Source organism: Cupriavidus sp. JZ107, assembly GCF_053903255.1.
In genome coordinates this window covers 2,038,163-2,062,045 of sequence record NZ_CP096480.1, presented here as the reverse complement: position 1 = coordinate 2,062,045, position 23,883 = coordinate 2,038,163, and the positions used below count along the sequence as shown (strand labels likewise).

Here is a 23,883-nt window from a genome sequence, read left to right as displayed (position 1 = left end):
CCCCTTGAGGCCTCCTTGAGGCCCCATACCGTCTGCTGACTGTCGTTTCCCGAGCGCGGGAACGACAGCGGTGGTCAACGACAGAGACCGCTATGCCCGCTTGCGCTGCGGGCTGCGCGATGCGCTGTCGCTGCCGGCGCGTTTGGCCGCGGTTTTCTTCGTGGACGACGACGCCTTGCCGGACTTGGCCGCACTCTTGCGGCTGCTTGCCGGCTTGGCCTCCTTTTCGTCCTTGGCCCCGGCTGATTTACGCGCGGTCTTGCGCGCGCCCGTGCTTCGCTTGCGCGGTGCTTTCTCTTCCTGCTGCTCGTCCGCTTCCTCGTCCTGCGCCTCGTCGCGTGGCTCGTTACGCCGCTCCCCGCGCGTACCGCCGCGATCGCCCCTGCGTTTGATGCTTTCCTTCAGCAGCGCCATCATGTCGATCACCTCGGCGGACTTGCGCGGTTCCTCGCCGCCTGGCTCGGCCGGCGTCAGCAGGTGGGTCTTGCCTTCGGCGATCTTCCCCTCGATGCGCTCCATCAGGTCGTCGCGATAGGTATCGCGATAGGCCTCCGGGTTCCAGTCCTCCTGCATGTCCTCGACCAGCCGGGTCGCCATCTCGATCTCGCGCGGGCTGACGCCCTGCTGCTTGCCGCTGCTCTTGGGCAGCTTCAGCTCGTCCATCGGCAGCACTTCCTCGGCCCAGCGCATGGTGTTGAGCACCAGCGCATCGCCGAGCACCAGCACCGCGGCCAGATGCTGGCGGTTGTGGATCACCACCAGGGCCAGCGCCGCGCGCCCGGTGCGGCGCAGCGTCTCGCGCAGCAACGCGTAGCCCTTCTCGCCGCGCCGGTCCGGCTCGAGATAGTAGGGCGTCTCGAAGTAGTACGGCGGGATCTGGTCGGCCTGCACGAAGCTGACGATATCGACGGTCTGCGTCGCCTCGACGTTGGCCTGGCGGAAGTCCTCCGGCGACAGCAGCACGTATTCGCCCTTCTCGTACTGATAGCCCTTGACGATATGGTCCTTGTCGACCGGCTTGCCGGTCTTCTTGTTGATGCGCTGGTAGCCGACCGGCGCCATGTCGCGCTCGTCGAGCCAGTCGAAGTCGAGCGCGTTGTCGCGCGCGGCCGCCTTCAGCACGACCGGGATGTTGACCAGGCCAAACGAAATGGCGCCTTTCCAGATGATGCGCGGCACTGGGCGGCTCCGGGTCAGGCCCGCTGCGGCGGAGGCGGCGGCACGTCGCCCGGCGGCGGGTCGATGACGGGCTCGTGCGGATCGATCGGCGGCACCTCGGGTTCGGGCGTCCTGGGCGGCTGGTCCGGGGTTTGATCCGGTTCTGGCGTGGTGTGCATTCGTTTCTCCGTGGAAGCGTTCGGACTGGCGGCCGCGCCGGTGCCGACCGGGTGCGCCAATGGCGAATGCAGCGGCGGTGGCGCACCAGCGCCGGTCGTGGCATCCGAGCCGCCATCGCTGCGGCCATCGCCGCGGCATTCGTCGAGCAGGCGCGAGAGCACCTCCAGATCGACCGGCTTGGTCAGGTGGTCGTCGAAACCGGCGGCCTGCGTGCGCAGCTTGTCGCCGGGCTGGCCGTAGCCGGTCAGCGCGACCACCTTCATCGTCTGCAGCTCCGGTATCGCGCGCAGCCGCTGCGCGATCTCGAAGCCGTCCATGCCGGGCATGCCCAGGTCGAGCAGCACCAGCTCGGGCTTGTACTTGACCGCGCGCACGATCGCGGCGGCGCCGTCCAGCGCCGTGATCACGGTATGGCCGAGCGCTTCCAGCGTCATCGCCATCGCCTCCAGCGCGTCGACGTTGTCGTCGACCACCATCACCGTGCGCGGCTTGCCGGCCGGCGCCTGCCGTCCGCCCAGCGTCGGCTGCCAGCTGCGCCACGGCTGCATCGGCAGCTGCACGATGAAGCTGCTGCCATGGCCGGGCCCGTTGCTCTGCACCGACAGCTGGCCGCCATGCATGCTGACCAGCCGATGGACCAGCGACAGGCCGATGCCGGGCCCATTGCCGCCGGCCACGGCGATATTGCCGTTGGCGCCGTCGCGCTCGAAGGTCTCGCGCAGGCCCTGCAGCCGTTCGGGCGACATCCCGGTACCGTTGTCGGTAATCCTGATGGTGACCATGCCTTGATCGGCCTGGGCTTCGATCGACAGCAGCCCATCGGGCGGCGTGTACTTGGCCGCATTGTTCAGCAGGTTGCCGAAGATCTGCGTCAGGCGCACCAGGTCGCCGCGCACCGGCATCGGCCCCTCGGGCACCGACAGGCGCAGCTGATGGTTGCGCGACTCGATCAGCGGGCGGACCGTCTCGACCGCGGTGTTCAGCGCGGAACGCAGCTCGACCAGGTCGTCGCGCAGCGTGATGGTGCCGCGCGTGAAGCGCGAGATATCGAGCAGGTCGTCGACCAGCCGGGTCAGGTGATAGAGCTGGCGGGCGATGATGTCGCGCGCCTTGAAGCTGTCCTCGCGCGAGGGCGCGCAGTGCATCAGCAGATCGGCGGCGCTGCGCATCGGCGCCAGCGGGTTGCGCAGTTCGTGCACCAGCATCGCGAGGAAATCGTCCTTGCGGCGCTCTTCCTCGCGCAGCATCTTCTCGGCACGCTTCTGCTGCGTGATGTCCTCGCACACGCCGACCACGCGGTAGAACTCGCCGCTGGCGTTGTTGACCGGGAAGGCGCGCGCGCGCACGTCGCGGGTCTGGCCGTCGGCGTGGACCAGCGCGAACTCGAGGTCCATATGGCCATCGCGCAGCATCGCGTCACAGGCAGCGCGCACGCGTTCGCGATCGGACTCGGCGACCCAGCCGAAGCAGGCGCTGCCGTGCCGATGCAGGTCTTCGACCGGACGGCCCGTCAGCGTGACGAAGGCCGGACCGACGAACAGGAACTTGCGCTCCTGCGGATCGAAGATCCACAGCACGTCGGACAGGTTGTCGGCCAGCTGGCGGAACAGGAACTCGTTGTCGCGCAGCGCCTGCGAGGTCCGGTGGTAGGCCTCCTCGGCTCGCCGCAGCCGCAGCAGCGCCTTGACGCTGGAGACCAGTTCCTCCGGCTCGACCGGCTCCACCAGATAGCTGTCGGCACCGTGGTCCAGCGCCTCGACCCGGTAGCGCGGGTCGCTGGCCGATCCCGACGTATGCAGGATCAGCGTGCGGCAGCTTTGCGGGTCGTCCTTGATGATGCGGCAGACGTCCAGGCCGTCGATGTCCGGCAGCTTCATGTCGAGCAGCACCAGGTCCGGCGCATAGCGGCGCACCAGCGACAGCGCCGACTCGCCGGTCGACGCTTCCAGCACCGCATAGTCCGCTCGGCGCAGGATGCGGCTCTTGATGTAGCGCGAGCCCTCGTTGTCGTCGACCACCAGCACCAGCGGCCGGTTGTCGCGGGAATCGGACGACGTTCTTGTTTCGATCGGACTCATGCTGTCCTCGCCATCGGCAGGCGTGCGGCTTGGCAACGGGGTGGCAGGTCGGTTTTTGCGTTCGGCGCGATCTTGCCGCCCACGCGGTTTGTAATAATTACCAATCTAGCTCTCCAACACTTGTAGTTGATGCAAAGCCACTTTTGAGGCGGAATTCGCCCGAATAAGTGGCTTCAGCGGCGCTGCGCCTGACCGGAGTGGGCCTCCGCGCTGGGGGCGGTGCCGCCATGCGGGCCGCTGGGCCGGACCTCGGCCGCTTTCTGAGAGACCTCGCTGGGCGGCGTGGTGCCGGACGGCTGCGCGCCCTTGCCGAAGCGGGCGGCGATCTGGTCCTGCACGCGCGCCAGCGCGTCGGCCTGCTGTTTGGCGACCTCGGCCTCCTTGGCCTTGCGTTCGTCGGCGGCGCGCTGCTGTTCGGCGGTGGGCGCCGGCAGGCGGGCCTGCGCGGGGGTCCAGGCGAGCGCCGTCATCAGCGCCAGGGCGGCAAAGTGGGCAATGCGGATCGTGGTCCGAGGGGTTGTCATGGTGGCTCCCGGTTCGTGCTTGCGTCGTCGTTCCGTCACGCGTCCGGCGCTGCAATGCGCGGACGCATGTGTCCGAAGTGGCAAGAACCATGCCCTCGTTTGTCCGACACGGGGGAGCCGCATGATGCACTGCGGGGGTGGAACGGCGGCGGGGCGCCGGTCCGGGGGGGTCAGCCGTTGCCGAGGCGCCGGATCGCCGCGGTCAGCGTCTGCCTGGTGCTGCCGTAGTCCGCCCAGGGATCGGCGTGCTCGATCTCCTCGATGCGCGCCAGGGCGTTGGCGATGGTCCATTGCGCGCCCGAGCGCAGCGATGGCAGCTCGTCCCAGCTGCACGGGATGGACACGCCAAGGCCCGGCCGCGCGCGCGCCGAGAACGCGGCCACCGTGGTGGCGCCGCGCCCGTTGCGCAGGTAGTCAATGAAAATTTTGCCGACGCGGTTGCGCGGACCGCTCTTGGAGACGAAGCGCTGCGGGATGGTCTTCGCCATATGCACGACCAGCTGCTGGGCGAAGTCCTTGACCTCGTCCCAGCCGAGCCGGCGCGCGATCGGCACCACCACGTGCAGGCCCTTGCCGCCGCTGGTCTTCAGGAAGGCCGTCAGTTCGAGCTCGTCGAGCATGCCCTTGGTCAGCGCGGCCGCCTCGACCACATGCTTCCAGGGCACGCCCTCTCCGGGGTCCAGGTCGAAGATCACGCGATCGGGCTTTTCGATCTGGCGCTTGTCGGCGTTCCACGTATGGAACTCGATCACGTTGAGCTGCGCCGCGGCGACGATGCCGGTCTCGCTGGCGACCTCGATCATCGGCGGGTGGCCCGGCCACAGCGACGGATCGAGGCGGTTGACGCCGGCGATGTTGAAGGTCTCGGCATGCTTCTGGAAGAACAGTTCGCCGCCGACGCCGGACGGGCCGCGCAGCACCGCCAGCGGCCGGCCGCGCAATTCCGGCAGCATGCGCGGGGCGACCGCCTCGTAGTAGCGCACCAGGTCGCCCTTGGTCGCGCCGGTCGACGGATCGATGACGCGATCGGCATGGCTGACGCGGACGTTGCCGATCTGCTGGCGGCCGGAGGAGGACTTCGTCGCGGCAGCGGGTCTGGCCGATCGCGACGTTTCCCCGGTCTCCGGCTCGTTGCCTTTGCCCGGCTTTCTGGCGGACTTCGCCGGTTTGTCGTCCTGCTTCGTCTTGTCCTTCGTCTTATCGTTCGCCTTCCGCTCGGAGGCCACCGTTTTTCCCTTGCCCACGGTCTTCCCTGGAGCGGGCATCGCCTTCTCCTTGCCGATTGCGCTGGCGCTCTTGTCGGACCGCAGTCCATGGAAGACCGCATGGCGGATCAGTCCGTCGCGCGTCCACGAGCCGAACGACACCTCGGCGACCGCCTTGGGCCGAACCCAGATGCCCTTCACGCCCTTGGCGATTGCCGGCATCTTGTCGAACGGGGAGGCATCGGTGCGCAGGGCATCGAGCTTGGCCCGGATCGTATCGAGCGTCTTCGTGTCGAAGCCGGTGCCGACCTTGCCGGCATAGATCAACCGGCCCGACTCGTCGTGGATGCCCAGCAGCAGGGCGCCCAGGCCGTTGCGCGTGCCCTTGGGCTCGGTGAAGCCGCCGATCACGAACTCCTGCCGTTCGCTGCATTTGAGCTTGATCCAGTTCGGCGAGCGCGCGGACACGTACGGCGCATCGACGCGCTTGCCGATCAGCCCCTCGAGCCGCAACCGGCAGGCCGCGCTGAGGATCTCCTCGGGGCCTGCCTCGAAGCTCTCGCTGAAACGCAGATGCGCCGACACGTTGTGTTCTTCGAATACCCGCCGCAGCAGGTCGCGGCGCTCGACCAGCGCGACCTGGCGCAGATCGTGGCCGGCATAGTAGGGGACGTCGAACACGAAGAACTGGATCGCATCGGTGCGGTCGCTGTCGAAGGCGTTCTGCAACGCCTGGAAATCGGTGCTGCCGTCCTTGTCGACGACGACGATCTCGCCGTCGAGCCAGGCCGACGGCAGATTCAACGTGCCCAGTTCGCGTGCCAGCGTCTTCAGCTTCGACGTCCAGTCGTGGCCATTGCGCGTGAACAGCTTGACGTCGCTGCCGTCGATGCGGGCCAGCAGGCGATAGCCGTCGAACTTGAGCTCGTAGATCCAGTTCTGCGCATCGGCGGGCGCGCCTTGCACCAGCGTCGCCAACTGCGGCGCCAGCGTCAGCGGCAGTGCGGCCCGGCGCGCGCCGGGTGGAAGCCGGATGGCGCTGGCCGCGGACCGCTTGCTGGCGGCAGTCTTGCCGCTGGCCGCCGATTTGCCGGAGGCTGTTTTCTTCGCGGCTTTGGTTGCCGCGGTCCTGGTTGCGGTCTTGGTTGCCGTATTGGTTGAGGGCTTCTGCGCGGTCTTCGACGATGCCTTGCGCGTGCGCGCGCCGTCCGTCTCCAGCGCGCCACCGCCCAGTACGCTGTCCGGCATCGCCTCGGTGATATCGAACTCCGCCGCCGGCCGCGCCGCGTCGTCGCGCTCCTTGATCAGCAGCCATGGCTCCTGCCGTTCGTCCCGGCCGCGCATCCGTACCAGTGTCCAGGCCCCATGCAGCTTCTCGCCCTGCAACTCGAACTTGAGCTTGCCGTCGCGATAGCCCTGATGCGGATCGCCGATCGGCAGCCAGGTGCCGCGGTCCCAGACGATCACGGTGCCGGCGCCGTACTGCTTTTCGGGGATCACGCCTTCGAAGTTCGCATATTCGAGCGGGTGGTCCTCGACGTGGACGCTCATCCGTTTGTCGGCCGGGTCCAGGCTTGGACCCTTCGGAATGGCCCAGCTCTTGAGCGTGCCGTCGAGTTCGAGGCGGAAGTCGTAGTGCAGGCGGCGCGCCGCGTGTTTCTGCACGACGAACGACAGCGCTTCGGCGGTTTTCGCCGCGGCACGCTGGGCGACCGCGCGGCCGGCCGGTTCCGCCGTCGTGCCAAAGTCGCGCATCGTGCGATAGCGCTGCAGCGGGTCGGGATTCGCGCCTCGCGCCGCGCGCGGTGCCGCCGGACGCGCGGCGGCGCGCGACGTCGACCGTGTGCCCGAGCCTTTGGCCGCGGCTGCAGGGGTCTGCCTGCCGGTTCGCTTCGCTGCGGCCTTGGCCGGCTGCTTTGCTGCTCGCTTTGTCGCCATTGCGGCCGCTCCTCGATCGGAACACGCGGAATTGCGTGGCCCTGGTCCTTCGCGTCAAGCGCGGCATTTGCATTGCCGTGATTTCGCTTGAGATTTCGCTTGAGATTTCGCTTGTTAGTTCGCTTATAGGCAATCGGAATGCGGCGATCCATCGGCCACCGTCCTACATCCGGCAATGACCGGAACGATCGCCACCATGGCGGGATAGCGGGGCGAGCGGATCCGCATGACGAACAGCGGGCATGTTGCCGCGCTATGGGCGCTGCCGCACAGACGCCGCCGTGCACATCCTGCATGGCCGAGTAAAAAGTACGAGCCAGACGCATCGCGCCGTGTTGTCCGGCGATATGGCCGCGTGTCGCCGCGGCGCGGCCTGCGGTGATTGCCGCGAGCCATTGCGTCGCCGTGGCGCGCGGCGAAGCGTGTCGGCCGCGCGTGGAAGACCTGTTGTTTCTGGCATGCGTTTCGCGTCATGGGCGGCGTAGGCCGGGTCCTGCGCGGGGCATCGCCGTGCCGGCAGGGCCTGATCACGAACCCGCCTGGCGTGGCCGCGGGCGTGCCGCCAACGCGCGCGCCATCGCGGCATGCATGGGCCGTCTCAGGAGTGAACAACATGACGAAACACCACCTCGTACGTAGCGCGCTCGCCGCGCTGGCATTGACCGGTTCCTGCGTCGCGCTGGCGCAGGTGCCGGGTGACCGCGGCGCTGCCACCGGCACCGCGCCGGGTACCGCACCGGCGGGCCAATACGATCCCGCCAATCCGGCCGCGGCAGGCACGCGCGATCCGTACAGCAGCGGCGCGCGCGTGGGCGACAAGTTCGATCCGTATACGCAGGGCACCAACCAGCCGACGCAGCAGTATCTGGCGCCGGCGGGCACGCAGCCGATGCCGATGAGCGGCAGCTACGACGCGCGCATGGAGAATCACGACACGCACTATCACGACCTGTCGACGCTGGGCTCGCGCGTCGGCAAGCGCAGCCAGTTCCTCGACGGAGGTTGATCGGCCGGCTGCATCGATTCGAGTACCGGGGACAGCAAGGAGCGCGGCGGGCATCGGCCCGCCGCGCTCCTGTCGTTTCAACGAGGCCGCCACTAAATGCTGTCGATCGGTGTCCCTCTATCGCAGCGGCGGAAACACGTACCACGAACCGTCGCGATGACGGAAGAAGACGATCGACAGCCGTTTTCCCGCGCGTTCGAAGCCGATGCACGCATAGGGCACGCGGCCGCTGCCGGTATGTCCGAAACGGGTGACCCGGCATGGGTGGCTGGCCGACAGCGGCAGCCATTTCTGCGCGGCCTCGCGCAGGGTCGTCGTCTTGCCTTGCATCGCACGCTCCCCTTGATGTTGGTAACGCGATGCCGCGCTCGCGAACGCAGCACGGCGGCGCGATCTCGCGTTCTTGCTTACCAGCGTAGGAGCGACGGCGCGCGCGGCACGTCGGCTTGATCCGCGGCGCGGCCTCGGCGATCGGCGGATTGCGTTGTCAGCGAATGACCACAGCGATGCCGTGAGGAATTTTCACGGGTCGTAAGAAGGGGAGGGAACAGGAAGAAAAAAGGGACGCGGATGCGTCCCTTTGCTGCCGATGGAAGGCAGCCGATCATCGGCAATTACCGCTCGCGGTTCTGGCCCGACTGTCCGCCCGAGGACTGCTGCCCAGGCTGGCCGCTGGTGCCGGACTGCTGTTGTTGCTGGCCGCCGCTCTGGCCACCCATGCCGCTCTGCTGGCCGCTCTGCCTGCCGCCTTGCTGCTGCTGGCCGCCTTGGCCGCTTTGGTTACCCATTCCGCCCTGCTGGCCGCTCTGGCCGCCGCCTTGCTGCGACTGGCCGCCCATGCCGCCCATGCCGCCTTCGCTCTGGCCCATGCCGCCCTGCTGACCGCCCTGGCGACCGCCTTGCTGTTGCTGACCGCCCTGGCCGCTTTGGTTACCCATTCCGCCCTGCTGGCCGGTCTGGCTGCCGCTCTGCTGATGCTGCTGAGACGATTGGCCACCCTGGCCCATGCCACCCTTTTCGGTGCCGCCTTGCTGCGCCTGCGGTTGCTGTTGCTGTTTCATTGCTGGTCTCCATCAGCGGCGAAATGCCGCGCCTTGGTGTCGTGCAATGGGCGTGCCACCGCGCCGCAACATGATTTCAAGCCGGGCGCCCGGGCATGACACGACGCAGGTATGGCGTTTGCGTGTCGTCGATGGTCAACATTCGGTCAGGGGAGGGCATATGACCAAGCAACCGACGCATCCGGAACGTGAACCGCGGCAGGGTCAGGCCGGCGGACGGCCGCAGGGCGAGACGACGGGAGAAAGAACGGCACAGGGAACCAGCGAGGGGCCGGGACCGCTGGCCGAGAAGTCGCAGCCGGACCCCGGCACGCTGCCGCAGAAGGGCGGCGGCGAACCGATGCCGCGCCTGCCGCACGAGCGCGACGAATCGCATCAGAGCCAGCACACCGGCAGCAGGCCGGTGGGACGTCAGGCCGCGCGCGATATCGAGCGCGGCCTCGAGGAAACCGATCTGTACGGCTCGCGCGGGCGCCGTGGCGGCGCGGCCTCGGAGGACAACGATTGAGCCTAGTACGGCAATGACAGCCGATGCCGGCTCTGCCAATTGTCGACGTAGCGCTTGACCAGACGTGCATCGCCGCGAATCAGGATGCCGTTCTCGGTGTTGCGTTCCTCGGCCGATTTGGTGAAGTTGAACGAGCCGGTGAAGACCGCCTCGCCGTCGAAGATCATCACCTTGTTGTGCGCGATGGCGGGGCGCGAATCGATCATCACCTCGATGCCCTGGTGCTTCAGGAAGGTGGCGCTGGTATAGCGCTCGGACACCTGGCTCTTGTCCAGGATCACGCGCACATCGACCCCGCGCTTGCGCGCCTGCATCAGCGCCTCGGCGATCGGCTTGCTGGTGAACGAATACGCCTGTACCAGCACGCTGCGCCGCGCATTGCGGATCGCGTCGACCAGCATGGCCTGGCAGCTCTCGCCATCGGGCGTGAAGCACAGCGCGTAATTGGCGCCGTCAGCGAAGCTGCGCGCGCCGTCGGCGGGGGCTATCGGCGCTTCGCCGCTGCGGGGCAGGATGCGCGCGGACGCGGCGGGCGCCAGCAGCGAAGAAGAAAGCAGAACGGACAACAGGGCGCCGGCGACGATGGCGGGCGCGCGAAACACAAAGGACATGAGACAGCGTGAATGCGTTGCCGCGGAGCGCGCCGCTCGCGGCAATGGTAGCCAATTGAATAACGAATCGAAATGGAAACGTTGCGAGGCGGGGAAGTTAGCAGCGCGAGCACGCAAAGGCAAGGCGGTTGGAACGGCGCGGCCCGGCTGCCTATGATGAAACGCGTGCCGGCACATGCCGACGCCGATCGGTTATCCCAACCCAGGCGCCAGCAGCCCGGCGCCCAACCCTGGAGGCAAGCGATGTCGAATCACACCTACAAGCTCGTCGAAATCGTCGGCACGTCGCCCGACGGCACCGATGCCGCGATCCGCAGCGCGCTCGCCAAGGCGTCGGAGACCATCAAGAACATGGACTGGTTCGAGGTGGTGGAAATGCGCGGCCATATCGTCAATGGCCAGATCGCGCACTACCAGGTCACGTTGAAAGTCGGCTTCCGCGTCGAATGAGCGTGCCGCACGGCTGGCGCCGCGCATGCCGCGGCCGCCGCCGCCGTGTTGGATTCCTTCCTTCCTTCCTTCCTTTCTTCCTTCCTTTGGTGTTCCTCGCTGCTGCCTGACTGTTCCGCTGAAGCGGCGCGCGGCTTGCGGTTTCACTTCCATCTCTGCAGGGGCGCCCAGGCTCCCGCCTTGACCCCGGAACCCCACGGGTGTACCCTCTGCATTGGTGTTCATTCTGCGAATTGAAGTTCGTATAGCGAACATCGGCAACAACAAGAGTCCGCATGACGGACCATCGTTTGACTGCTAGGGCCTTTATGGGCGCCGCCACGGCGCGCCCGGAACCACGCCAGGCAGAACCCTCCGGAGACGACGCTTCCAGCGGCCGCCCGACACGTCGGGCGGCGGGCTCCGGCCGGTCCGGCCAGGCCATCTCGACTGGAACGCAATTGATCAACAAGCTCTTCGACTCGGTGGAATCGGCGGTGGCCGACATCCATGATGGCGCGACCATCATGATCGGCGGCTTTGGCCTCGCCGGCATGCCGGCGCAACTCATCGATGCGCTGATCGCCCAGGGCGCGCGCGACCTGACCATCGTCAACAACAACGCCGGCAACGGCGAAACGGGCCTGGCCGCGCTGCTCAAGGCCAAGCGCGTGCGCAAGATCATTTGCTCGTTCCCGCGCCAGGTCGATTCCTACGTGTTCGATTCGCTGTACCACGCCGGCCAGATCGAGCTGGAACTGGTGCCGCAGGGCAACCTGGCCGAGCGCATCCGCGCCGCCGGCGCCGGCATCGGCGGCTTCTTCACCCGCACCGCCTACGGCACGCCGCTGGCCGAGGGCAAGGAAACCCGCATCATCGACGGCCAGGGCTATGTGTTCGAGTCGCCGATTCACGCCGACTTCGCGCTGATCAAGGCCGACACCGCCGACCGCTGGGGCAACCTGACCTACCGCAAGACTGCGCGCAACTTCGGCCCGATCATGGCGATGGCCGCCAAATGCGCGATCGTGCAGGTCAGCCGCGTGGTCGAACTGGGCGAACTGGACCCCGAGCACATCGTGACGCCGAGCCTGTTCGTCAAGCGCGTCGTCAAGGTCGACGCCGCTGCCGCAGACAACGCCGCGGCCAATGCCGCCTGACGCGCGGACGCGCCCAACCCGCATCGAAGAGAGAAGCGATATGCAACGCCTGACCCGCGATCAGATGGCCGCCCGCGTGGCCCGAGACATTCCGGACGGTGCCGTGGTCAACCTCGGCATCGGCCTGCCCACCCTGGTCGGCAACCATCTGCCGGCCGACCGCGAGATCCTGCTGCACAGCGAGAACGGCCTGCTGGGCATGGGCCCGGCGCCCGCGCCCGGCGAGGAAGACGGCGACCTGATCAACGCCGGCAAGCAGCCGGTCACGATCAAGCCCGGCGCCTCGTTTTTCCATCACGCCGATTCGTTCGCGATGATGCGCGGCGGCCATCTGGACTACTGCGTGCTCGGCGCGTTCCAGGTGTCGGCCACCGGCGACCTGGCCAACTGGCACACCGGCGCGCCGGGCGCGATTCCCGCCGTCGGCGGCGCGATGGACCTGGCGATCGGCGCCAAGCAGGTGTTCGTCATGATGGAACACCTGACCAAGCAGGGCGAGAGCAAGATCGTTCCCGAATGCACGTATCCTCTGACCGGCATCGGCTGCGTGACCCGCGTCTACACCGACCTGGCCACCATCGACGTGACCCCGGACGGCCTGGTCGCCCGCGACCTGGTCGAAGGCCTGTCGTTCGACGAGCTGCAGCGCCTGACCGGCGTGCCGCTGAAGCAGGCGCAGCCCGCTTGATGCCCCGCCTGATGCACCATCCGATGGCGACGGATCGCAGTTGCTGCCGATACCGCCGCCACCACCACTGAAACCAAGGACGAGACACCATGACCGAAGCCTTTATCTGCGACGCGATCCGCACCCCCATCGGCCGTTACGGCGGCAGCCTGTCCGCGGTGCGCGCGGACGACCTGGGCGCGGTACCGCTGAAGGCGCTGATGGCGCGCAATCCGAACCTGGACTGGAGCGCGATCGACGACGTGATCTACGGCAACGCCAACCAGGCCGGCGAAGATAACCGCAACGTTGCGCGCATGTCGCTGCTGCTGGCCGGCCTGCCGCAAAGCGTGCCCGGCGCGACCATCAACCGCCTGTGCGGCTCGGGCATGGACGCGACCGGCACCGCCGCGCGCGCGATCCGCGCCGGCGAAGCCGGGCTGATGATTGCCGGCGGCGTCGAGAGCATGAGCCGCGCCCCGTTCGTGATGGGCAAGGCCACCACCGCGTTCTCGCGCGACGCGCAGATCTTCGACACCACCATCGGCTGGCGCTTCATCAACCCGGCGATGCGCGCGGCCTACGGCGTGGACTCGATGCCCGAGACCGCCGAGAACGTCGCCACCGACTACAAGATCAGCCGCGAAGACCAGGACCTGATGGCGCTGCGCAGCCAGGAAAAGGCCTCGCGCGCGCAGGCCGACGGCACGCTGGCGCAGGAAATCACCGCGGTCACGATCCCGCAGAAGAAGGGCGATCCGATCGTCGTCGAGCGCGACGAGCACCCGCGCGCCACCAGCATGGAAGCGCTGGCCAGGCTCAAGGGCGTCGTACGTCCGGACGGCACCGTGACCGCCGGCAACGCCTCGGGCGTCAATGACGGCGCCTGCGCGCTGCTGCTCGCCAGCGAGGCCGCCGCGCGCCAGCACGGCCTGACGCCGAAGGCCCGCATCGTCGGCATGGCGACCGCCGGCGTGGCGCCGCGCGTGATGGGCATCGGCCCGGCGCCGGCCACGCAGAAGCTGCTCAAGCAGCTGGGCATGACGATGGACCAGATCGACGTGATCGAGCTGAACGAAGCGTTCGCCGCGCAGGGGCTGGCGGTGCTGCGCGAGCTCGGCGTCGCCGATGACGATGCGCGCGTCAATCCGAACGGCGGCGCGATCGCGCTGGGCCACCCGCTCGGCATGAGCGGCGCGCGCCTGGTCACCACCGCGATGTACCAGCTGCATCGCACCGGCGGCCGCTTCGCGCTGTGCACGATGTGCATCGGCGTGGGCCAGGGTATCGCGATGGTGATCGAGCGCGTCTGAGCGGCGCCCGCATTCGCAGCGCCGAGAGGACGCTTGAGCTGCTCAAGCCGCTCGATCCGCTCAAGTTTTGCGGCGCGCCTGCCGTTGACCAAGGCAGGCGCCGACGCTCAGCGTTGCGACAGATTTCCCAACGCAGTTGGTGCGGCCGGGCCGACTGGCTCGCCGGTCCGCCGCACGCTTTCTTTGCGCCCGAATTTGCGCTGAACTTCTGCTGAATCTTCGCAGTACCGGTTCCATACCGGCATGGAGTAATCGGATGTCTCTTCCCGTTGCCACGCTCGTCACCGGCGCCAGTTCCGGCATCGGCCGCGCCATCAGCGAAATGCTGCTGGCCGACGGCGTGACCCGCGTCGTCAATGTCGACTATGCCGCCCCGGGCTGGTCGCATCCCAACATGACCTTTTTCCAGGCGGACCTGACCGACGCCGCGGCCACGCGCGCGGCGGCTGCCGAGGTGACGTCGCGTTTCGCCATCACGCGCCTGGTCAACAATGCCGGCGCGACCCGTCCCGGCACCGCCGATAGCGCGACCGTCGAGGATCTCGACTACGTGGTCGGCCTGCACCTGCAGGCGAGCCTGCTGTTGACGCAGGCCTGCCTGCCGGCAATGCGCGCCGCGGGCTTCGGCCGCATCGTCAACATGGCCTCGCGCGCGGCGCTGGGCAAGCCCGAGCGCGTGGTGTACTCCGCCACCAAGGCTGGCATGGTCGGCATGACGCGCACGCTGGCGATGGAGCTCGGCGGCGACGGCATCACCGTCAACGCGGTTGCGCCCGGGCCGATCGCCACCGAATTGTTCCGCCGCAGCAATCCCGAGGGCAGCGAGCAGACCAAGCGCATCCTGGCCAGCATCGCGGTCAAGCGCATGGGCACGCCCGAGGACGTGGCCCGCGCCACGCTGTTCTTTCTCTCTCCCGAAAATGGTTTCGTCACCGGACAGGTGTTGTACGTCTGTGGCGGTACCACGCTGGGCGTCGCACCGGTCTAGGCGCGGCCCCTATTACAAGTCGTGGCCCGCATGGACGGCCACCGAGGAAACTCCCTGGAGCATACGATGAAGTTCAACTCGCAACCGTCGCAGGCGCGCCGCCGCCTGCTGGCCGCCGGCGTCGCGCTGGCTACCACGTTCGCCGGCGTCTCCGGCGCTGCCTACGCGCAGGATGGCTATCCGACCAAGCCGATCACGATGATCGTGCCGTTCTCGGCCGGTGGCACCACCGACATCCTGGCCCGCATCGTCGGCCTGCAGCTGGGCAAGGCGCTCGGCCAGCCGGTGGTCATCGAGAACCGTCCGGGCGCGGGCGGCAACATCGGCGCCTCGCTGGCCGCCAAGGCGCCGGGCGACGGCTACACGCTGTTCATGGGCACCATCGGTACGCACGCGATCAACCAGTCGCTGTACTCGAAGCTGCCGTACGACCCGGTCAAGGACTTCGCGCCGATCACCCGTGTCGCGATGGTGCCGAATCTCGTGGTGGTCAACCCCAACGTGCCGGCCAAGAGCGTCAAGGAGCTGATCGCCTACGTCAAGGCCAATCCGAACAAGATCAGCTACGGCTCGTCGGGCAACGGCTCGTCGATGCATCTGTCGGGCGAACTGTTCAACTCGATGACCGGGCTGAACATCCAGCACGTGCCGTACAAGGGCAGCGCCCCGGCGGTCAACGATCTGCTGGGCAACCAGATCGGCCTGATGTTCGACAACCTGCCGTCGTCGTACCAGCACGTGAAGGCCGGCAAGCTGCGCCCGCTGGCCGTGACCTCGGCCAAGCGTTCGCCGGCGCTGCCGGACGTGCCGACCGTCGCGGAAGCCGGCGTGCCGGGCTATGAAGCGACGTCGTGGTTCGCGCTGTACGCCACTGGCGGCACGCCCAAGGCCATCGTCGATCGCCTGAACGCCGAAGTGGTCAAGATCCTGGCCATGCCCGACGTGCAGAAGCAGATGGCCGGTCAGGGCGCCGAGCCCAACCCCGAGAAGCCGGAACAACTGGCTGCCTTCATGAAGACCGAAGCGGCCAAGTGGGCCAAGGTCGTCAAGGCCTCGGGCGCGACCGTGGACTGATCGTTGCGGATGCCGCGCCGGGTTCGCGCGGCGCAACGACGGGAAAGCCGGCCTTCGGGCCGGCTTTTTCATGGCCGTCGTTTTTTGGGGGCCGGTATAATCCGCGGCTTTCAGCGCAGCTTCCGGCCGGCATCCCCATGCCACGCCCGAACGCCGGACTGCACTCCGATTCGCCTTCCCCAGCTTTCGTCGCAACGCGGTTGTGATCGCGCGCGGCGCCCTCCATAGACCAGACCCATGCTTTCCTTGCGCCAGCAATGGTTCGGCAATATCCGCAACGACGTGCTCGCCGGCACCGTCGTCGCGCTTGCGCTGATCCCCGAAGCCATCGCCTTTTCCATCATCGCGGGCGTCGATCCGAAGGTCGGCCTGTACGCGTCCTTCTGCATTGCCACAGTCATTGCCTTCGCCGGCGGACGGCCTGGCATGATCTCGGCCGCCACCGGCGCGATGGCGCTGGTAATGGTCACCCTCGTCAAGGAGCACGGCCTGCAATACCTGCTGGCCGCCACCGTGCTGACCGGCGTGCTGCAGATCCTGGCTGGCCGGCTGCGGCTGGGCGTGCTGATGCGCTTCGTGTCGCGCTCGGTGATCACAGGCTTCGTCAATGCGCTGGCGATCCTGATCTTCATGGCGCAGCTGCCAGAACTGATCGGCGTCAGCTGGCACGTCTACGCGATGGTGGCCGCCGGCCTGGCGATCATCTATCTGCTGCCGCGGATCACGCGCGCCGTGCCGTCGCCGCTGGTGACGATCGTCGTGCTGACCGCGGTGTCGATGCTGCTCGGGCTGGACATCCGCACCGTCGGGGACATGGGCCAGCTGCCGGACAGCTTGCCGATGTTCCTGCTGCCGCAGGTGCCGCTGAACCTGGAGACGCTGGCAATCGTGCTGCCGTATTCGGCGACGCTGGCGGTGGTCGGGCTACTCGAATCGATGATGACCGCGGCCATCGTCGACGACATGACGGACACGCCCAGCGACAAGAATCGCGAATGCATGGGGCAAGGCGTGGCCAATATCGCCGCCGGCCTGCTGGGCGGCATGGCGGGCTGCGCAATGATCGGGCAGTCGGTGATCAATGTGAAATCCGGCGGCCGCGGACGTCTGTCTACCTTGGTGGCCGGCGTGCTGCTGCTGGTGATGGTGGTGTTCCTGGGCGATTGGGTCGCCCGCATTCCGATGGCGGCGCTGGTTGCGGTGATGATCATGGTGTCGATCGGCACCTTCAACTGGGCCTCGATTCGCCGCCTGCGCGAGCACCCGCCCAGCTCCAGCATCGTGATGATTGCCACGGTCGCGGTGGTAGTGATGACTCACGATCTGGCCCGCGGCGTGCTGGTCGGCGTGTTGCTGTCGGGCGTGTTCTTCGCGTGGAAGGTGGGCAGGATGCTGGATGTCGCGTCGTCGCTGGAGGGCGGCGTGCGTGTCTACACGGTGACGGGCCAGGTGTTCTTCGCCTGCGCCGACCAGTTCGTCCGCGCCTTCGACATCAAAGAAGAGGTCAAACGCATTCGGATCGATGTCAGCCGGGCTCACTTCTGGGACATCACCGCGATCGGGGCGCTCGACAAGGTCGTGCTCAAACTGCGGCGGGCTGGAATTGACGTCGAGGTGGTCGGACTGAATGCGGGCAGCGCGGCGATGGTCGAGCGCTTTGCGTTGCACGACAAGGGCGGGGATGCCCGGGAATTGCCGGCGCACTGATTGCCGGTGCTGATCGCCGGCAGCGGCGGCAAAAAAAAGCTCGCGACTGGCAGCGAGCTCGAGTTCCGGCCCACCCGGGCAGGAGGAGACATCGTTGGGGGCCGCGGCAGCGCGGCTGCCTCGGCTTGGGCGTCGGGCGGGCTGGGGTCTTGGCCTGGGCCTTGACTCGGCCTCAGTTCAGGCTGACCTTGACCACCTGTTCCTCGACGCCGACAAAGCGGACCAGCTGGCGCAGCCCGCTGGGATACTCCTTGATGTGATGGCCGACCGGGGTATCCGGCAGGCGGTAATAGATGGCGCTGGACGGGGCGGCGCTGGTTGGGGCGGCGATTCGGCCTTCCAATGCGGAGGGACCGTCGCCTTCCCACGGAATATCCCGCTCCTCGGCGAGATCGTGCGATCCGGGCATGGCGGCTGTTCCTGATCAAATGCGGCTTTGTTTCCAATGTATTGCAGCGCCAGCCGATTTGCTATTTCACCTTTTTTAATTCTGGCCTAGCCATCGGCTCGATTTGTCATATTGCGAGCAATAGGGTGCAGCGCCGAGCCGATGGCTTGCGCGCCGCCTCCATGCGCTACCATTGGCGCTTTGCGCGCATTCCGGCGCGCATTTCGCTCCCATCGTCCGCATGTCGATCCAGCACGCCCTTCTGACCTCGTTGATGGAGAAGCCCTCGTCAGGCTACGAACTGGCGCGGCGCTTCGACAAGTCGATCGGCTATTTCTGGCACGCCACCCACCAGCAGATCTATCGCGAACTCGGCCGCATGGCCGAACGCGGCTGGATTGCAGCGCAGGACGACGAAACGGACGCGCGCAGCCGCAAGAAGGTCTATCGTGTGCTGCCGGCGGGGCGGGAGGAGCTGGTGCGCTGGGTGCTGTCGCCGACGGCCGGGCTGGACCAGCGCGACGAGATCCTGGTCAAGCTGCGCGCCGACGCGGTGGCCGGCCCGCTCGGACTGGGCGACGAGATGCGGCGGATGATCGCGTTGCACGAAGAACGGCTGGCAACCTATCGCGCGATCGAGCAGCGTGACTTCGCCGCTCCGCACCCGGACCGCGCCCAACAGCTGCGGCATGCGCTGCTGCGCCGCGGGATCCGTTACGAAGAAGATTGGGTGGCGTGGGGCACGGCGGTGCTGCCGTTGCTGGAGCCGGAGGGCGGGCGGTAGCCCGCGCGGCAATGGTGTTGTTGCCCGCCATCGCCGCACCAGGATGTCGATATGGAATGGGACTTCGCTAACCGATACCGCAGATCGCTGCCACCCGCAGCCGAATCTCTTTGAGTTCCTGTTCGGTCGCGCATTGCCCATCATAGCGGGCACTTCGGGCGATCCAATCCAACGTGGTGATTTGATCCGGCAAGGCCGCGCATTCGCGCGGCATGCCCGATATACGCACTTGCATGCGGGCACGAGCGGTGCCGGCGGGCGCGAGAGAGGTCGTCAGCGGAACCCCGATAAAGCGCTTTGTCGGGCCGTTGATTCCTGCCGGCGACAACACCAGTATGGGCGGGAAGCCCGCTTGTTCATGTCCCTTCGTTGGATCGAGGCTCATCCACCAGATTTCACCCGCTTGGGGAACTCGATGCTGAACGTCGGCCGTTGCGAACGCGCCGATTGCCGTGCCGCTCGTCGTGGTTGATCGCATAGACAATCATCAGTCGTTATCAGGATTGCCCGCGGCACCAAATTCATTGCCTACCGGAGCTCCCCAATCAACGGTAGCCTCGACCTCATGCCCGGCTTGCAGTTCGAGGATGAACTCCTCCAGCGAGAAGGAAGGCTCGGCCTTCTTCTCCAGGACCAATTTCCCCTCAAGTACCGTCGCCTCTATCACCGCGTTCTCAGTGATATTTGCTTCTTCTGCCAAGTACGACGGAATGCGAAGAGCAAGACTGTTGCCCCAACGCTTCACTGTCAATGCGGTCATTAGCTGTTCCTCCACTTTCAAACTTCGCGCGTGAGGAGAGCCCCCCGTGATCTGGTCGTCATGTTCGGGGAGCGGGATCGCAGGCTATATCGCAGACAGCTCCATTCTTTAGCTCCACCGTCAACCAATTCATAACTTTGGTAACGGGACGGCTGCGGTGCGGCGTCCTCACGTATCTACAGTGTAGATACGTGAATAGGGGGTGTCAATCTGGCTCACTGCAATGGAGACGGGGGCCAGGACGGTCCCCCGTCCGGTTTCGTTTACACCAGATCCCTCACCCCAACGCCCGCGCCGACGTCAGCCAGCCCCAGCCGGCGGCGCGCCAGCGCGTATTCCTCGGCGAAGCGGTCGACCAGGTCGGCGGCGGGTACCACGCGCTTGATCGCGCCGACGCCCTGGCCGGCGCCCCAGATGTCCTTCCACGGTTTGACCCGGTTCGAGCCGAAGTTCATCGCGGTCGGGTCGGAGGCGGGCAGTGCTTCCGGATCGAGGCCGGCGTTGACGATGCTCTGGCGCAGGTAGTTGCCGTGCACGCCGGTGAACAGGTTCGAATAGACGATATCGCCGGCCGTGCTGTCCACGATCATCTGCTTGTAGGCCGGCTGCGCGTTGGCTTCCTCGGTGGCGATGAAGGCGGAGCCGATATACGCGAGGTCGGCGCCCGCGGCCTGCGCCGCCAGGATGCCGTTGCCGCTGGCGATGGCGCCCGACAGCAGCAGCGGACCATCGAACCACTCGCGGATCTCATGCAGCAGTGCAAACGGGGACTGCGTGCCGGCATGGCCGCCGGCGCCCGCGGCGACCGCGATCAGGCCGTCGGCGCCCTTGTCGATCGCCTTGTGCGCGAACGTGTTGTTGATGATGTCGTGCAGCACGATGCCGCCGTACGAGTGCACCGCCTGGTTGACCTCGACACGCGCGCCCAGCGAGGTGATCACGATCGGCACCTTGTAGCGCACGCACAGCTCCAGGTCGTGCTCCAGCCGGTCGTTGGACTTGTGCACGATCTGGTTGACCGCGAACGGAGCCGACGGGCGGTCCGGATGCCTGGCGTCGTGCTCGGCAAGCTCGGTGGTGATGCGGTCCAGCCATTCCTCCAGCAGCGAGGCCGGCCGTGCGTTCAGCGCGGGGAAGGAGCCGACCACGCCGGCCTTGCACTGCGCGATCACCAGATCGGGATTGGAGATGATGAACAGCGGCGAGCACACCACTGGCAGGCGCAGGCGTTGCAGGAGCGGAGGAAGGGACATGGCGGCCTCGGTTCGTAAAGAAGGGTTGTGTTCGTTGGATGGCTGCGATCGATGGCTGCATCGATATGCAACCAGTTGCATAGTGAATCGAAAGTTAGCACGGCGTTCGCAGGCTTTCAATACCCGTGACCAACGCATTGGCGCGCTGTGACGCTTGCGCCGGGCGATTACCGTACGGTGCCGCGCATCCGCTGCGTGGGGACGCGGTGGCGCCTTGTCTACAATGTGCCCAATGAATCAGCAGGAGTGCAGGTGAGCGACGATCCTCGACCGGCAGCCGCGGGCCGCGATCTGTTCGAAGGCAATCTGGCGGACTGGCATGCCGATCCCGAGCGGGCTTTCGATGGCTGGCTGGCGGTCCATGGCTTTGGCCATGGCACCGCGGTGGTCTATCGGGCCATGTGGGGCAAGCTGCTGCGCTGGTCGCGCGAACATGGCGTCGCGCCGCTGTCGTGGTCGGCCGCGCAGATCGGCGCCTTCCTGGATGCCGAGGGGCTCCACAAGCGCCATCGCTATCGCTATACGCGGCTGATCGAGCGCGTCTTTCACTACCTGTCGCTGCAGCAGGCGGGCCTGCATAACCCCGGCAGCCAGGCGGTGCGGGCCCATGTGGCCGAAGGCGACAACGATCCGACCCCCTTCCTGCTGCCGGCCGAGCGCGACGCCGTGGTGGCGCGTGTGCTGGAACCGGTCACGATGCCGGACGCGGATGCCACGCCGAGCGCGACCGCCTGGAAGCGCGCGCGGGACATCGCGGTGGTCGCCACGATGCTGGGCGCCGGCCTCAAGGTGGGCGAGGTACGCGGGCTGCGGCTCGACAGCATTGCGTCCGACGCCAGCGAGCTGCGGCTGACCCGTACCGACAACGGCCGCACCTATCGCGCGCCCGTGTTCGACTTCGCCCGCCGGCCTCTGCTTGCCTGGCTGGCGGTGCGAGAGGCGGGCGGCACGCTCGGCACGCTGGTCTTTCCGGCGCAGCCCGCGGGGCGGCCGCTGCACGCCGCCTCGCTGTACCGGCGGGTCGAGCAGTTGCTGGACGAGGCCGGCGTGCTGGACGGACGCACCGAGCGCGCCTCGCCGCAGACGCTGCGCAACAGCTATGGCGCGCTGCATTTCGAGGCCGGCGCCGAGCCGGCCACCGTCGCACAGTATCTGGGCATGCGCGATCTGGAGTCGGGCTGGCGGCTGCACGCGGCGTATACCGCCTGGCAGGCGCGCAGCGGCCAGCTTGCCGCGGCCGGGGCGGGATCGCCGGCCGGGTTACCATAACGCCCCTGACGGCGGTGGCTCGGCCCCGCCGTCCGCATGTTCAATCGATAAAGTTCACGATGCCAGACACTCTGCTGCTGACCGGTGCCACCGGCTATATCGCTTCGCATACCTGGGTTGCACTGCTCGCGGCCGGCTACGACGTGGTCGGGCTGGACAATCTGTCCAACAGCAACCGTGCGGTGGTCGACCGGATCGCCACCATTTCCGGCAAGACGCCGCGATTCGTCGAGGGTGACGTGCGCGACCGCGCCTTGCTGGACCGACTGTTCGCCGAGCACAAGATCGGCGGCGCGATCCATTTCGCCGCGCTGAAGGCGGTCGGCGAATCGGTGGCGCAGCCGCTCGCCTACTACGACAACAACCTGAACGGCCTGCTGACGCTGTGCGCGTCGATGCAGGGGGCCGGCGTCAAGACGCTGGTATTGAGCTCCTCGGCCACCGTCTATGGCAATCCGCATACGGTGCCGATCCGCGAGGAATTCCCGCTGTCGGCGACCAATCCCTACGGCCAGACCAAGCTGATGGGCGAGCAGATCCTGCGCGATCTCGAACGCGCCGACCCGCACTGGCGTATTGGGTATCTGCGCTACTTCAACCCGGTCGGGGCGCACGAAAGCGGCCTGATCGGCGAGGATCCGGGCGGCGTGCCGAACAATCTGATGCCCTATGTGGCGCAGGTGGCGGCGGGCCGCCGGGAGCGCCTGATGGTGTTTGGCGGCGACTATCCGACCCCGGACGGCACCGGCGTGCGCGACTACATTCACGTTTGCGACCTGGCCGACGGCCATCTGGCGGCGCTGCGCTATTTGAACGAGCGCGGCGAGGGAATGACGGTCAACCTCGGAACGGGCCGGGGTTACAGCGTGCTGGAGGTGGTGGAAGCGTATCGCCGCGCCAGCGGGAAATCGATTCCGTATGAAATCGTCGCCCGCCGCCCCGGGGATATTGCCTCGTGCTATGCGGACCCGGCATTGGCGCAGCGCCTGCTCGGCTGGCAGGCGCGTCACGATCTGGACCGGATGTGCGCGGACTCGTGGCGCTGGCAGTCGATGAATCCGCTGGGGTTTGCGTCCTGAGGGACGATCCTCGCCGATTGCCGCAATGAAAAACCGGGCCTGGGTTTGGCCCGGTTTTTTTATTGCCCCGACCCCAATCCCGGTGGCTGGGGCTGCCGGTGTGGTGACGCCGCAAGGCGTCCCGGCGGATGCTGCCTTTATCGCACCAGGAAGTCGTCGATCGATTTTCCGGAGGCCAGCGCCTGGGTCAGCCAGCCGGGGCGCTTGCCACGGCCCGTCCAGGTATTGCCAGCGCTGTCGCGATAGCGCACGGGCACTTTGCGCGCGGTTTTCTTGCCGGGTACCGCCTTGCTGCCAAAACCGAGATCTTCGGCGGTCAAGCCATATTCTTCGATTTTCTTGCGGATATCGTCGATTACCGCTGCCTGCTCTCGTGCCTTGATCTCTTCGGCTTGCTTCTGCAATTCGTTGATTTTCTGAACGATTTCCTGATAGGTTGCCATTTTGAGACCTCTGATTACGGTGGGCGAGATGAACGGCATGAATTATAACGGCCTGCGATAGCGATGCAAATGCTGGCGCAGGTTGAAACCGATTTTTGACAAAATCGGTCACGAAACCTTTCATGATGAACTTTTCTCGCGCCGGTCTGTCGCCGGCGTCATGTTTGGCCGGATTCCATGCGATTGCCGCCTCGCCGGCGTGGTTTCGTGATGCCATGGGCCTGGCTCTTTCGTTTGTCGCATTCGTTTTGTGCAATATGGCGCGGTAAAACGGATGCGATGTTGCCCTCGGCGCGTTTC

24 protein-coding genes are annotated in these 23,883 nt (G+C 66.9%); 12 read left to right on the top strand and 12 right to left on the bottom strand.

The features are described from left to right. Positions 1-90 precede the first annotated feature (90 nt). The 4 genes from ku to ligD form a co-directional block, all read right to left on the bottom strand. The gene (ku, locus tag M1D55_RS08910) at positions 91-1,179 is read right to left on the bottom strand and encodes a non-homologous end joining protein Ku (RefSeq protein WP_456280682.1); all 1,089 of its coding nucleotides are present in this window, start codon (positions 1,177-1,179) and stop codon (positions 91-93) included. 14 nt (positions 1,180-1,193) lie between these two features. After that, the gene (locus M1D55_RS08905; RefSeq protein WP_064577328.1) at positions 1,194-3,416 is read right to left on the bottom strand and encodes a hybrid sensor histidine kinase/response regulator; all 2,223 of its coding nucleotides are present in this window, start codon (positions 3,414-3,416) and stop codon (positions 1,194-1,196) included. Positions 3,417-3,589: 173 nt separating this feature from the next. Further along, entirely contained in the window at positions 3,590-3,940 is a 351-nt protein-coding gene (locus tag M1D55_RS08900) for a hypothetical protein (protein ID WP_043437056.1), read from the bottom strand. Between the two features lie 170 nt (positions 3,941-4,110). Then, positions 4,111-7,083, bottom strand: coding sequence for a DNA ligase D (ligD, locus tag M1D55_RS08895; protein WP_456280681.1), 2,973 nt, complete (start codon positions 7,081-7,083; stop codon positions 4,111-4,113). A 613-nt stretch (positions 7,084-7,696) separates the two neighbouring features. Here ligD and M1D55_RS08890 point away from each other — a divergent pair. Continuing rightward, positions 7,697-8,089 (top strand): hypothetical protein, encoded by a 393-nt coding sequence (locus tag M1D55_RS08890; protein ID WP_006577742.1) that lies wholly within the window; start codon positions 7,697-7,699, stop codon positions 8,087-8,089. Between the two features lie 117 nt (positions 8,090-8,206). Here the strand turns inward: M1D55_RS08890 and M1D55_RS08885 are convergent, their stop codons facing one another. Together M1D55_RS08885 and M1D55_RS08880 are read right to left on the bottom strand one after the other, a co-directional pair. Beyond that, the gene (locus tag M1D55_RS08885) at positions 8,207-8,419 is read right to left on the bottom strand and encodes a hypothetical protein (RefSeq protein WP_064577332.1); all 213 of its coding nucleotides are present in this window, start codon (positions 8,417-8,419) and stop codon (positions 8,207-8,209) included. A 284-nt stretch (positions 8,420-8,703) separates the two neighbouring features. Beyond that, on the bottom strand, positions 8,704-9,150 hold the full coding sequence (locus tag M1D55_RS08880; protein ID WP_006577744.1) for a hypothetical protein: 447 nt from the start codon (positions 9,148-9,150) through the stop codon (positions 8,704-8,706). Positions 9,151-9,310: 160 nt separating this feature from the next. Between M1D55_RS08880 and M1D55_RS08875 the strand changes: the two genes are divergently transcribed. Next, positions 9,311-9,658, top strand: a complete 348-nt coding sequence (locus tag M1D55_RS08875) for a hypothetical protein (RefSeq protein ID WP_006577745.1) — start codon at positions 9,311-9,313, stop codon at positions 9,656-9,658. A 2-nt stretch (positions 9,659-9,660) separates the two neighbouring features. On the opposite strand, the gene M1D55_RS08870 is transcribed toward M1D55_RS08875, so the two are convergent. Continuing rightward, the gene (locus M1D55_RS08870; RefSeq protein ID WP_456280680.1) at positions 9,661-10,269 is read right to left on the bottom strand and encodes a phospholipase D family nuclease; all 609 of its coding nucleotides are present in this window, start codon (positions 10,267-10,269) and stop codon (positions 9,661-9,663) included. A gap of 243 nt (positions 10,270-10,512) precedes the next feature. Here M1D55_RS08870 and M1D55_RS08865 point away from each other — a divergent pair, with 243 nt between their 5' ends. The 7 genes from M1D55_RS08865 (at position 10,513) to M1D55_RS08835 (ending at position 17,607) form a co-directional block, all read left to right on the top strand. Next, positions 10,513-10,719 (top strand): dodecin, encoded by a 207-nt coding sequence (locus tag M1D55_RS08865; protein WP_053824425.1) that lies wholly within the window; start codon positions 10,513-10,515, stop codon positions 10,717-10,719. 440 nt (positions 10,720-11,159) lie between these two features. Then, entirely contained in the window at positions 11,160-11,858 is a 699-nt protein-coding gene (locus M1D55_RS08860) for a 3-oxoacid CoA-transferase subunit A (protein WP_006577747.1), read from the top strand. Between the two features lie 40 nt (positions 11,859-11,898). Next, positions 11,899-12,546, top strand: a complete 648-nt coding sequence (locus tag M1D55_RS08855) for a CoA transferase subunit B (RefSeq protein WP_456280679.1) — start codon at positions 11,899-11,901, stop codon at positions 12,544-12,546. Between the two features lie 89 nt (positions 12,547-12,635). Then, positions 12,636-13,838, top strand: coding sequence for a 3-oxoadipyl-CoA thiolase (gene pcaF, locus M1D55_RS08850; RefSeq protein WP_023264891.1), 1,203 nt, complete (start codon positions 12,636-12,638; stop codon positions 13,836-13,838). 256 nt (positions 13,839-14,094) lie between these two features. Continuing rightward, positions 14,095-14,826 (top strand): SDR family NAD(P)-dependent oxidoreductase, encoded by a 732-nt coding sequence (locus M1D55_RS08845; RefSeq protein WP_006577749.1) that lies wholly within the window; start codon positions 14,095-14,097, stop codon positions 14,824-14,826. Between the two features lie 66 nt (positions 14,827-14,892). Beyond that, positions 14,893-15,900, top strand: a complete 1,008-nt coding sequence (locus M1D55_RS08840) for a Bug family tripartite tricarboxylate transporter substrate binding protein (protein WP_006577750.1) — start codon at positions 14,893-14,895, stop codon at positions 15,898-15,900. 237 nt (positions 15,901-16,137) lie between these two features. Next, positions 16,138-17,607, top strand: a complete 1,470-nt coding sequence (locus tag M1D55_RS08835; protein ID WP_456280678.1) for a SulP family inorganic anion transporter — start codon at positions 16,138-16,140, stop codon at positions 17,605-17,607. Between the two features lie 172 nt (positions 17,608-17,779). On the opposite strand, the gene M1D55_RS08830 is transcribed toward M1D55_RS08835, so the two are convergent. Continuing rightward, positions 17,780-18,016 (bottom strand): hypothetical protein, encoded by a 237-nt coding sequence (locus tag M1D55_RS08830; RefSeq protein ID WP_064577342.1) that lies wholly within the window; start codon positions 18,014-18,016, stop codon positions 17,780-17,782. A 220-nt stretch (positions 18,017-18,236) separates the two neighbouring features. Here M1D55_RS08830 and M1D55_RS08825 point away from each other — a divergent pair, with 220 nt between their 5' ends. Next, a complete protein-coding gene (locus tag M1D55_RS08825; protein WP_023264889.1) occupies positions 18,237-18,779 on the top strand; it encodes a PadR family transcriptional regulator in 543 nt (180 codons plus the stop codon). Between the two features lie 67 nt (positions 18,780-18,846). On the opposite strand, the gene M1D55_RS08820 is transcribed toward M1D55_RS08825, so the two are convergent. From M1D55_RS08820 to M1D55_RS08810, 3 genes are all read right to left on the bottom strand, one after another. Continuing rightward, positions 18,847-19,257: a type II toxin-antitoxin system PemK/MazF family toxin gene (locus tag M1D55_RS08820; RefSeq protein ID WP_456280677.1), complete on the bottom strand. Its 411-nt coding sequence runs from the start codon at positions 19,255-19,257 to the stop codon at positions 18,847-18,849. A 9-nt stretch (positions 19,258-19,266) separates the two neighbouring features. Next, a complete protein-coding gene (locus tag M1D55_RS08815) occupies positions 19,267-19,539 on the bottom strand; it encodes an AbrB/MazE/SpoVT family DNA-binding domain-containing protein (protein ID WP_053824417.1) in 273 nt (90 codons plus the stop codon). Positions 19,540-19,802: 263 nt separating this feature from the next. Further along, on the bottom strand, positions 19,803-20,792 hold the full coding sequence (locus tag M1D55_RS08810) for an NAD(P)H-dependent flavin oxidoreductase (RefSeq protein ID WP_006577756.1): 990 nt from the start codon (positions 20,790-20,792) through the stop codon (positions 19,803-19,805). Positions 20,793-21,044: 252 nt separating this feature from the next. On the opposite strand from M1D55_RS08810, the gene M1D55_RS08805 reads away from it, so the two are divergent. Together M1D55_RS08805 and galE are read left to right on the top strand one after the other, a co-directional pair. Next, a complete protein-coding gene (locus M1D55_RS08805) occupies positions 21,045-22,061 on the top strand; it encodes a tyrosine-type recombinase/integrase (protein WP_456280676.1) in 1,017 nt (338 codons plus the stop codon). Positions 22,062-22,120: 59 nt separating this feature from the next. Then, positions 22,121-23,140, top strand: coding sequence for a UDP-glucose 4-epimerase GalE (gene galE / locus M1D55_RS08800; RefSeq protein ID WP_456280675.1), 1,020 nt, complete (start codon positions 22,121-22,123; stop codon positions 23,138-23,140). A 137-nt stretch (positions 23,141-23,277) separates the two neighbouring features. On the opposite strand, the gene M1D55_RS08795 is transcribed toward galE, so the two are convergent. Continuing rightward, positions 23,278-23,583: an H-NS histone family protein gene (locus M1D55_RS08795; protein WP_006577758.1), complete on the bottom strand. Its 306-nt coding sequence runs from the start codon at positions 23,581-23,583 to the stop codon at positions 23,278-23,280. Between the last annotated feature and the right edge of the window lie 300 nt (positions 23,584-23,883).

Excerpts from the sequence above, each read along its gene's own strand:
- M1D55_RS08905 (WP_064577328.1), bottom strand. The coding sequence starts at position 3,416 with ATGAGTCCGATCGAAACAAGAACGTCGTCCGATTCCCGCGACAACCGG.
- M1D55_RS08900 (WP_043437056.1), bottom strand. The coding sequence starts at position 3,940 with ATGACAACCCCTCGGACCACGATCCGCATTGCCCACTTTGCCGCCCTG.
- ligD (WP_456280681.1), bottom strand. The coding sequence starts at position 7,083 with ATGGCGACAAAGCGAGCAGCAAAGCAGCCGGCCAAGGCCGCAGCGAAG.
- M1D55_RS08890 (WP_006577742.1), top strand. The coding sequence starts at position 7,697 with ATGACGAAACACCACCTCGTACGTAGCGCGCTCGCCGCGCTGGCATTG.
- M1D55_RS08885 (WP_064577332.1), bottom strand. The coding sequence starts at position 8,419 with ATGCAAGGCAAGACGACGACCCTGCGCGAGGCCGCGCAGAAATGGCTG.
- M1D55_RS08880 (WP_006577744.1), bottom strand. The coding sequence starts at position 9,150 with ATGAAACAGCAACAGCAACCGCAGGCGCAGCAAGGCGGCACCGAAAAG.
- M1D55_RS08875 (WP_006577745.1), top strand. The coding sequence starts at position 9,311 with ATGACCAAGCAACCGACGCATCCGGAACGTGAACCGCGGCAGGGTCAG.
- M1D55_RS08870 (WP_456280680.1), bottom strand. The coding sequence starts at position 10,269 with ATGTCCTTTGTGTTTCGCGCGCCCGCCATCGTCGCCGGCGCCCTGTTG.
- M1D55_RS08865 (WP_053824425.1), top strand. The coding sequence starts at position 10,513 with ATGTCGAATCACACCTACAAGCTCGTCGAAATCGTCGGCACGTCGCCC.
- M1D55_RS08855 (WP_456280679.1), top strand. The coding sequence starts at position 11,899 with ATGCAACGCCTGACCCGCGATCAGATGGCCGCCCGCGTGGCCCGAGAC.
- pcaF (WP_023264891.1), top strand. The coding sequence starts at position 12,636 with ATGACCGAAGCCTTTATCTGCGACGCGATCCGCACCCCCATCGGCCGT.
- M1D55_RS08845 (WP_006577749.1), top strand. The coding sequence starts at position 14,095 with ATGTCTCTTCCCGTTGCCACGCTCGTCACCGGCGCCAGTTCCGGCATC.
- M1D55_RS08840 (WP_006577750.1), top strand. The coding sequence starts at position 14,893 with ATGAAGTTCAACTCGCAACCGTCGCAGGCGCGCCGCCGCCTGCTGGCC.
- M1D55_RS08835 (WP_456280678.1), top strand. The coding sequence starts at position 16,138 with ATGCTTTCCTTGCGCCAGCAATGGTTCGGCAATATCCGCAACGACGTG.
- M1D55_RS08830 (WP_064577342.1), bottom strand. The coding sequence starts at position 18,016 with ATGCCCGGATCGCACGATCTCGCCGAGGAGCGGGATATTCCGTGGGAA.
- M1D55_RS08825 (WP_023264889.1), top strand. The coding sequence starts at position 18,237 with ATGTCGATCCAGCACGCCCTTCTGACCTCGTTGATGGAGAAGCCCTCG.
- M1D55_RS08820 (WP_456280677.1), bottom strand. The coding sequence starts at position 19,257 with ATGCGATCAACCACGACGAGCGGCACGGCAATCGGCGCGTTCGCAACG.
- M1D55_RS08815 (WP_053824417.1), bottom strand. The coding sequence starts at position 19,539 with ATGACCGCATTGACAGTGAAGCGTTGGGGCAACAGTCTTGCTCTTCGC.
- M1D55_RS08810 (WP_006577756.1), bottom strand. The coding sequence starts at position 20,792 with ATGTCCCTTCCTCCGCTCCTGCAACGCCTGCGCCTGCCAGTGGTGTGC.
- galE (WP_456280675.1), top strand. The coding sequence starts at position 22,121 with ATGCCAGACACTCTGCTGCTGACCGGTGCCACCGGCTATATCGCTTCG.
- M1D55_RS08795 (WP_006577758.1), bottom strand. The coding sequence starts at position 23,583 with ATGGCAACCTATCAGGAAATCGTTCAGAAAATCAACGAATTGCAGAAG.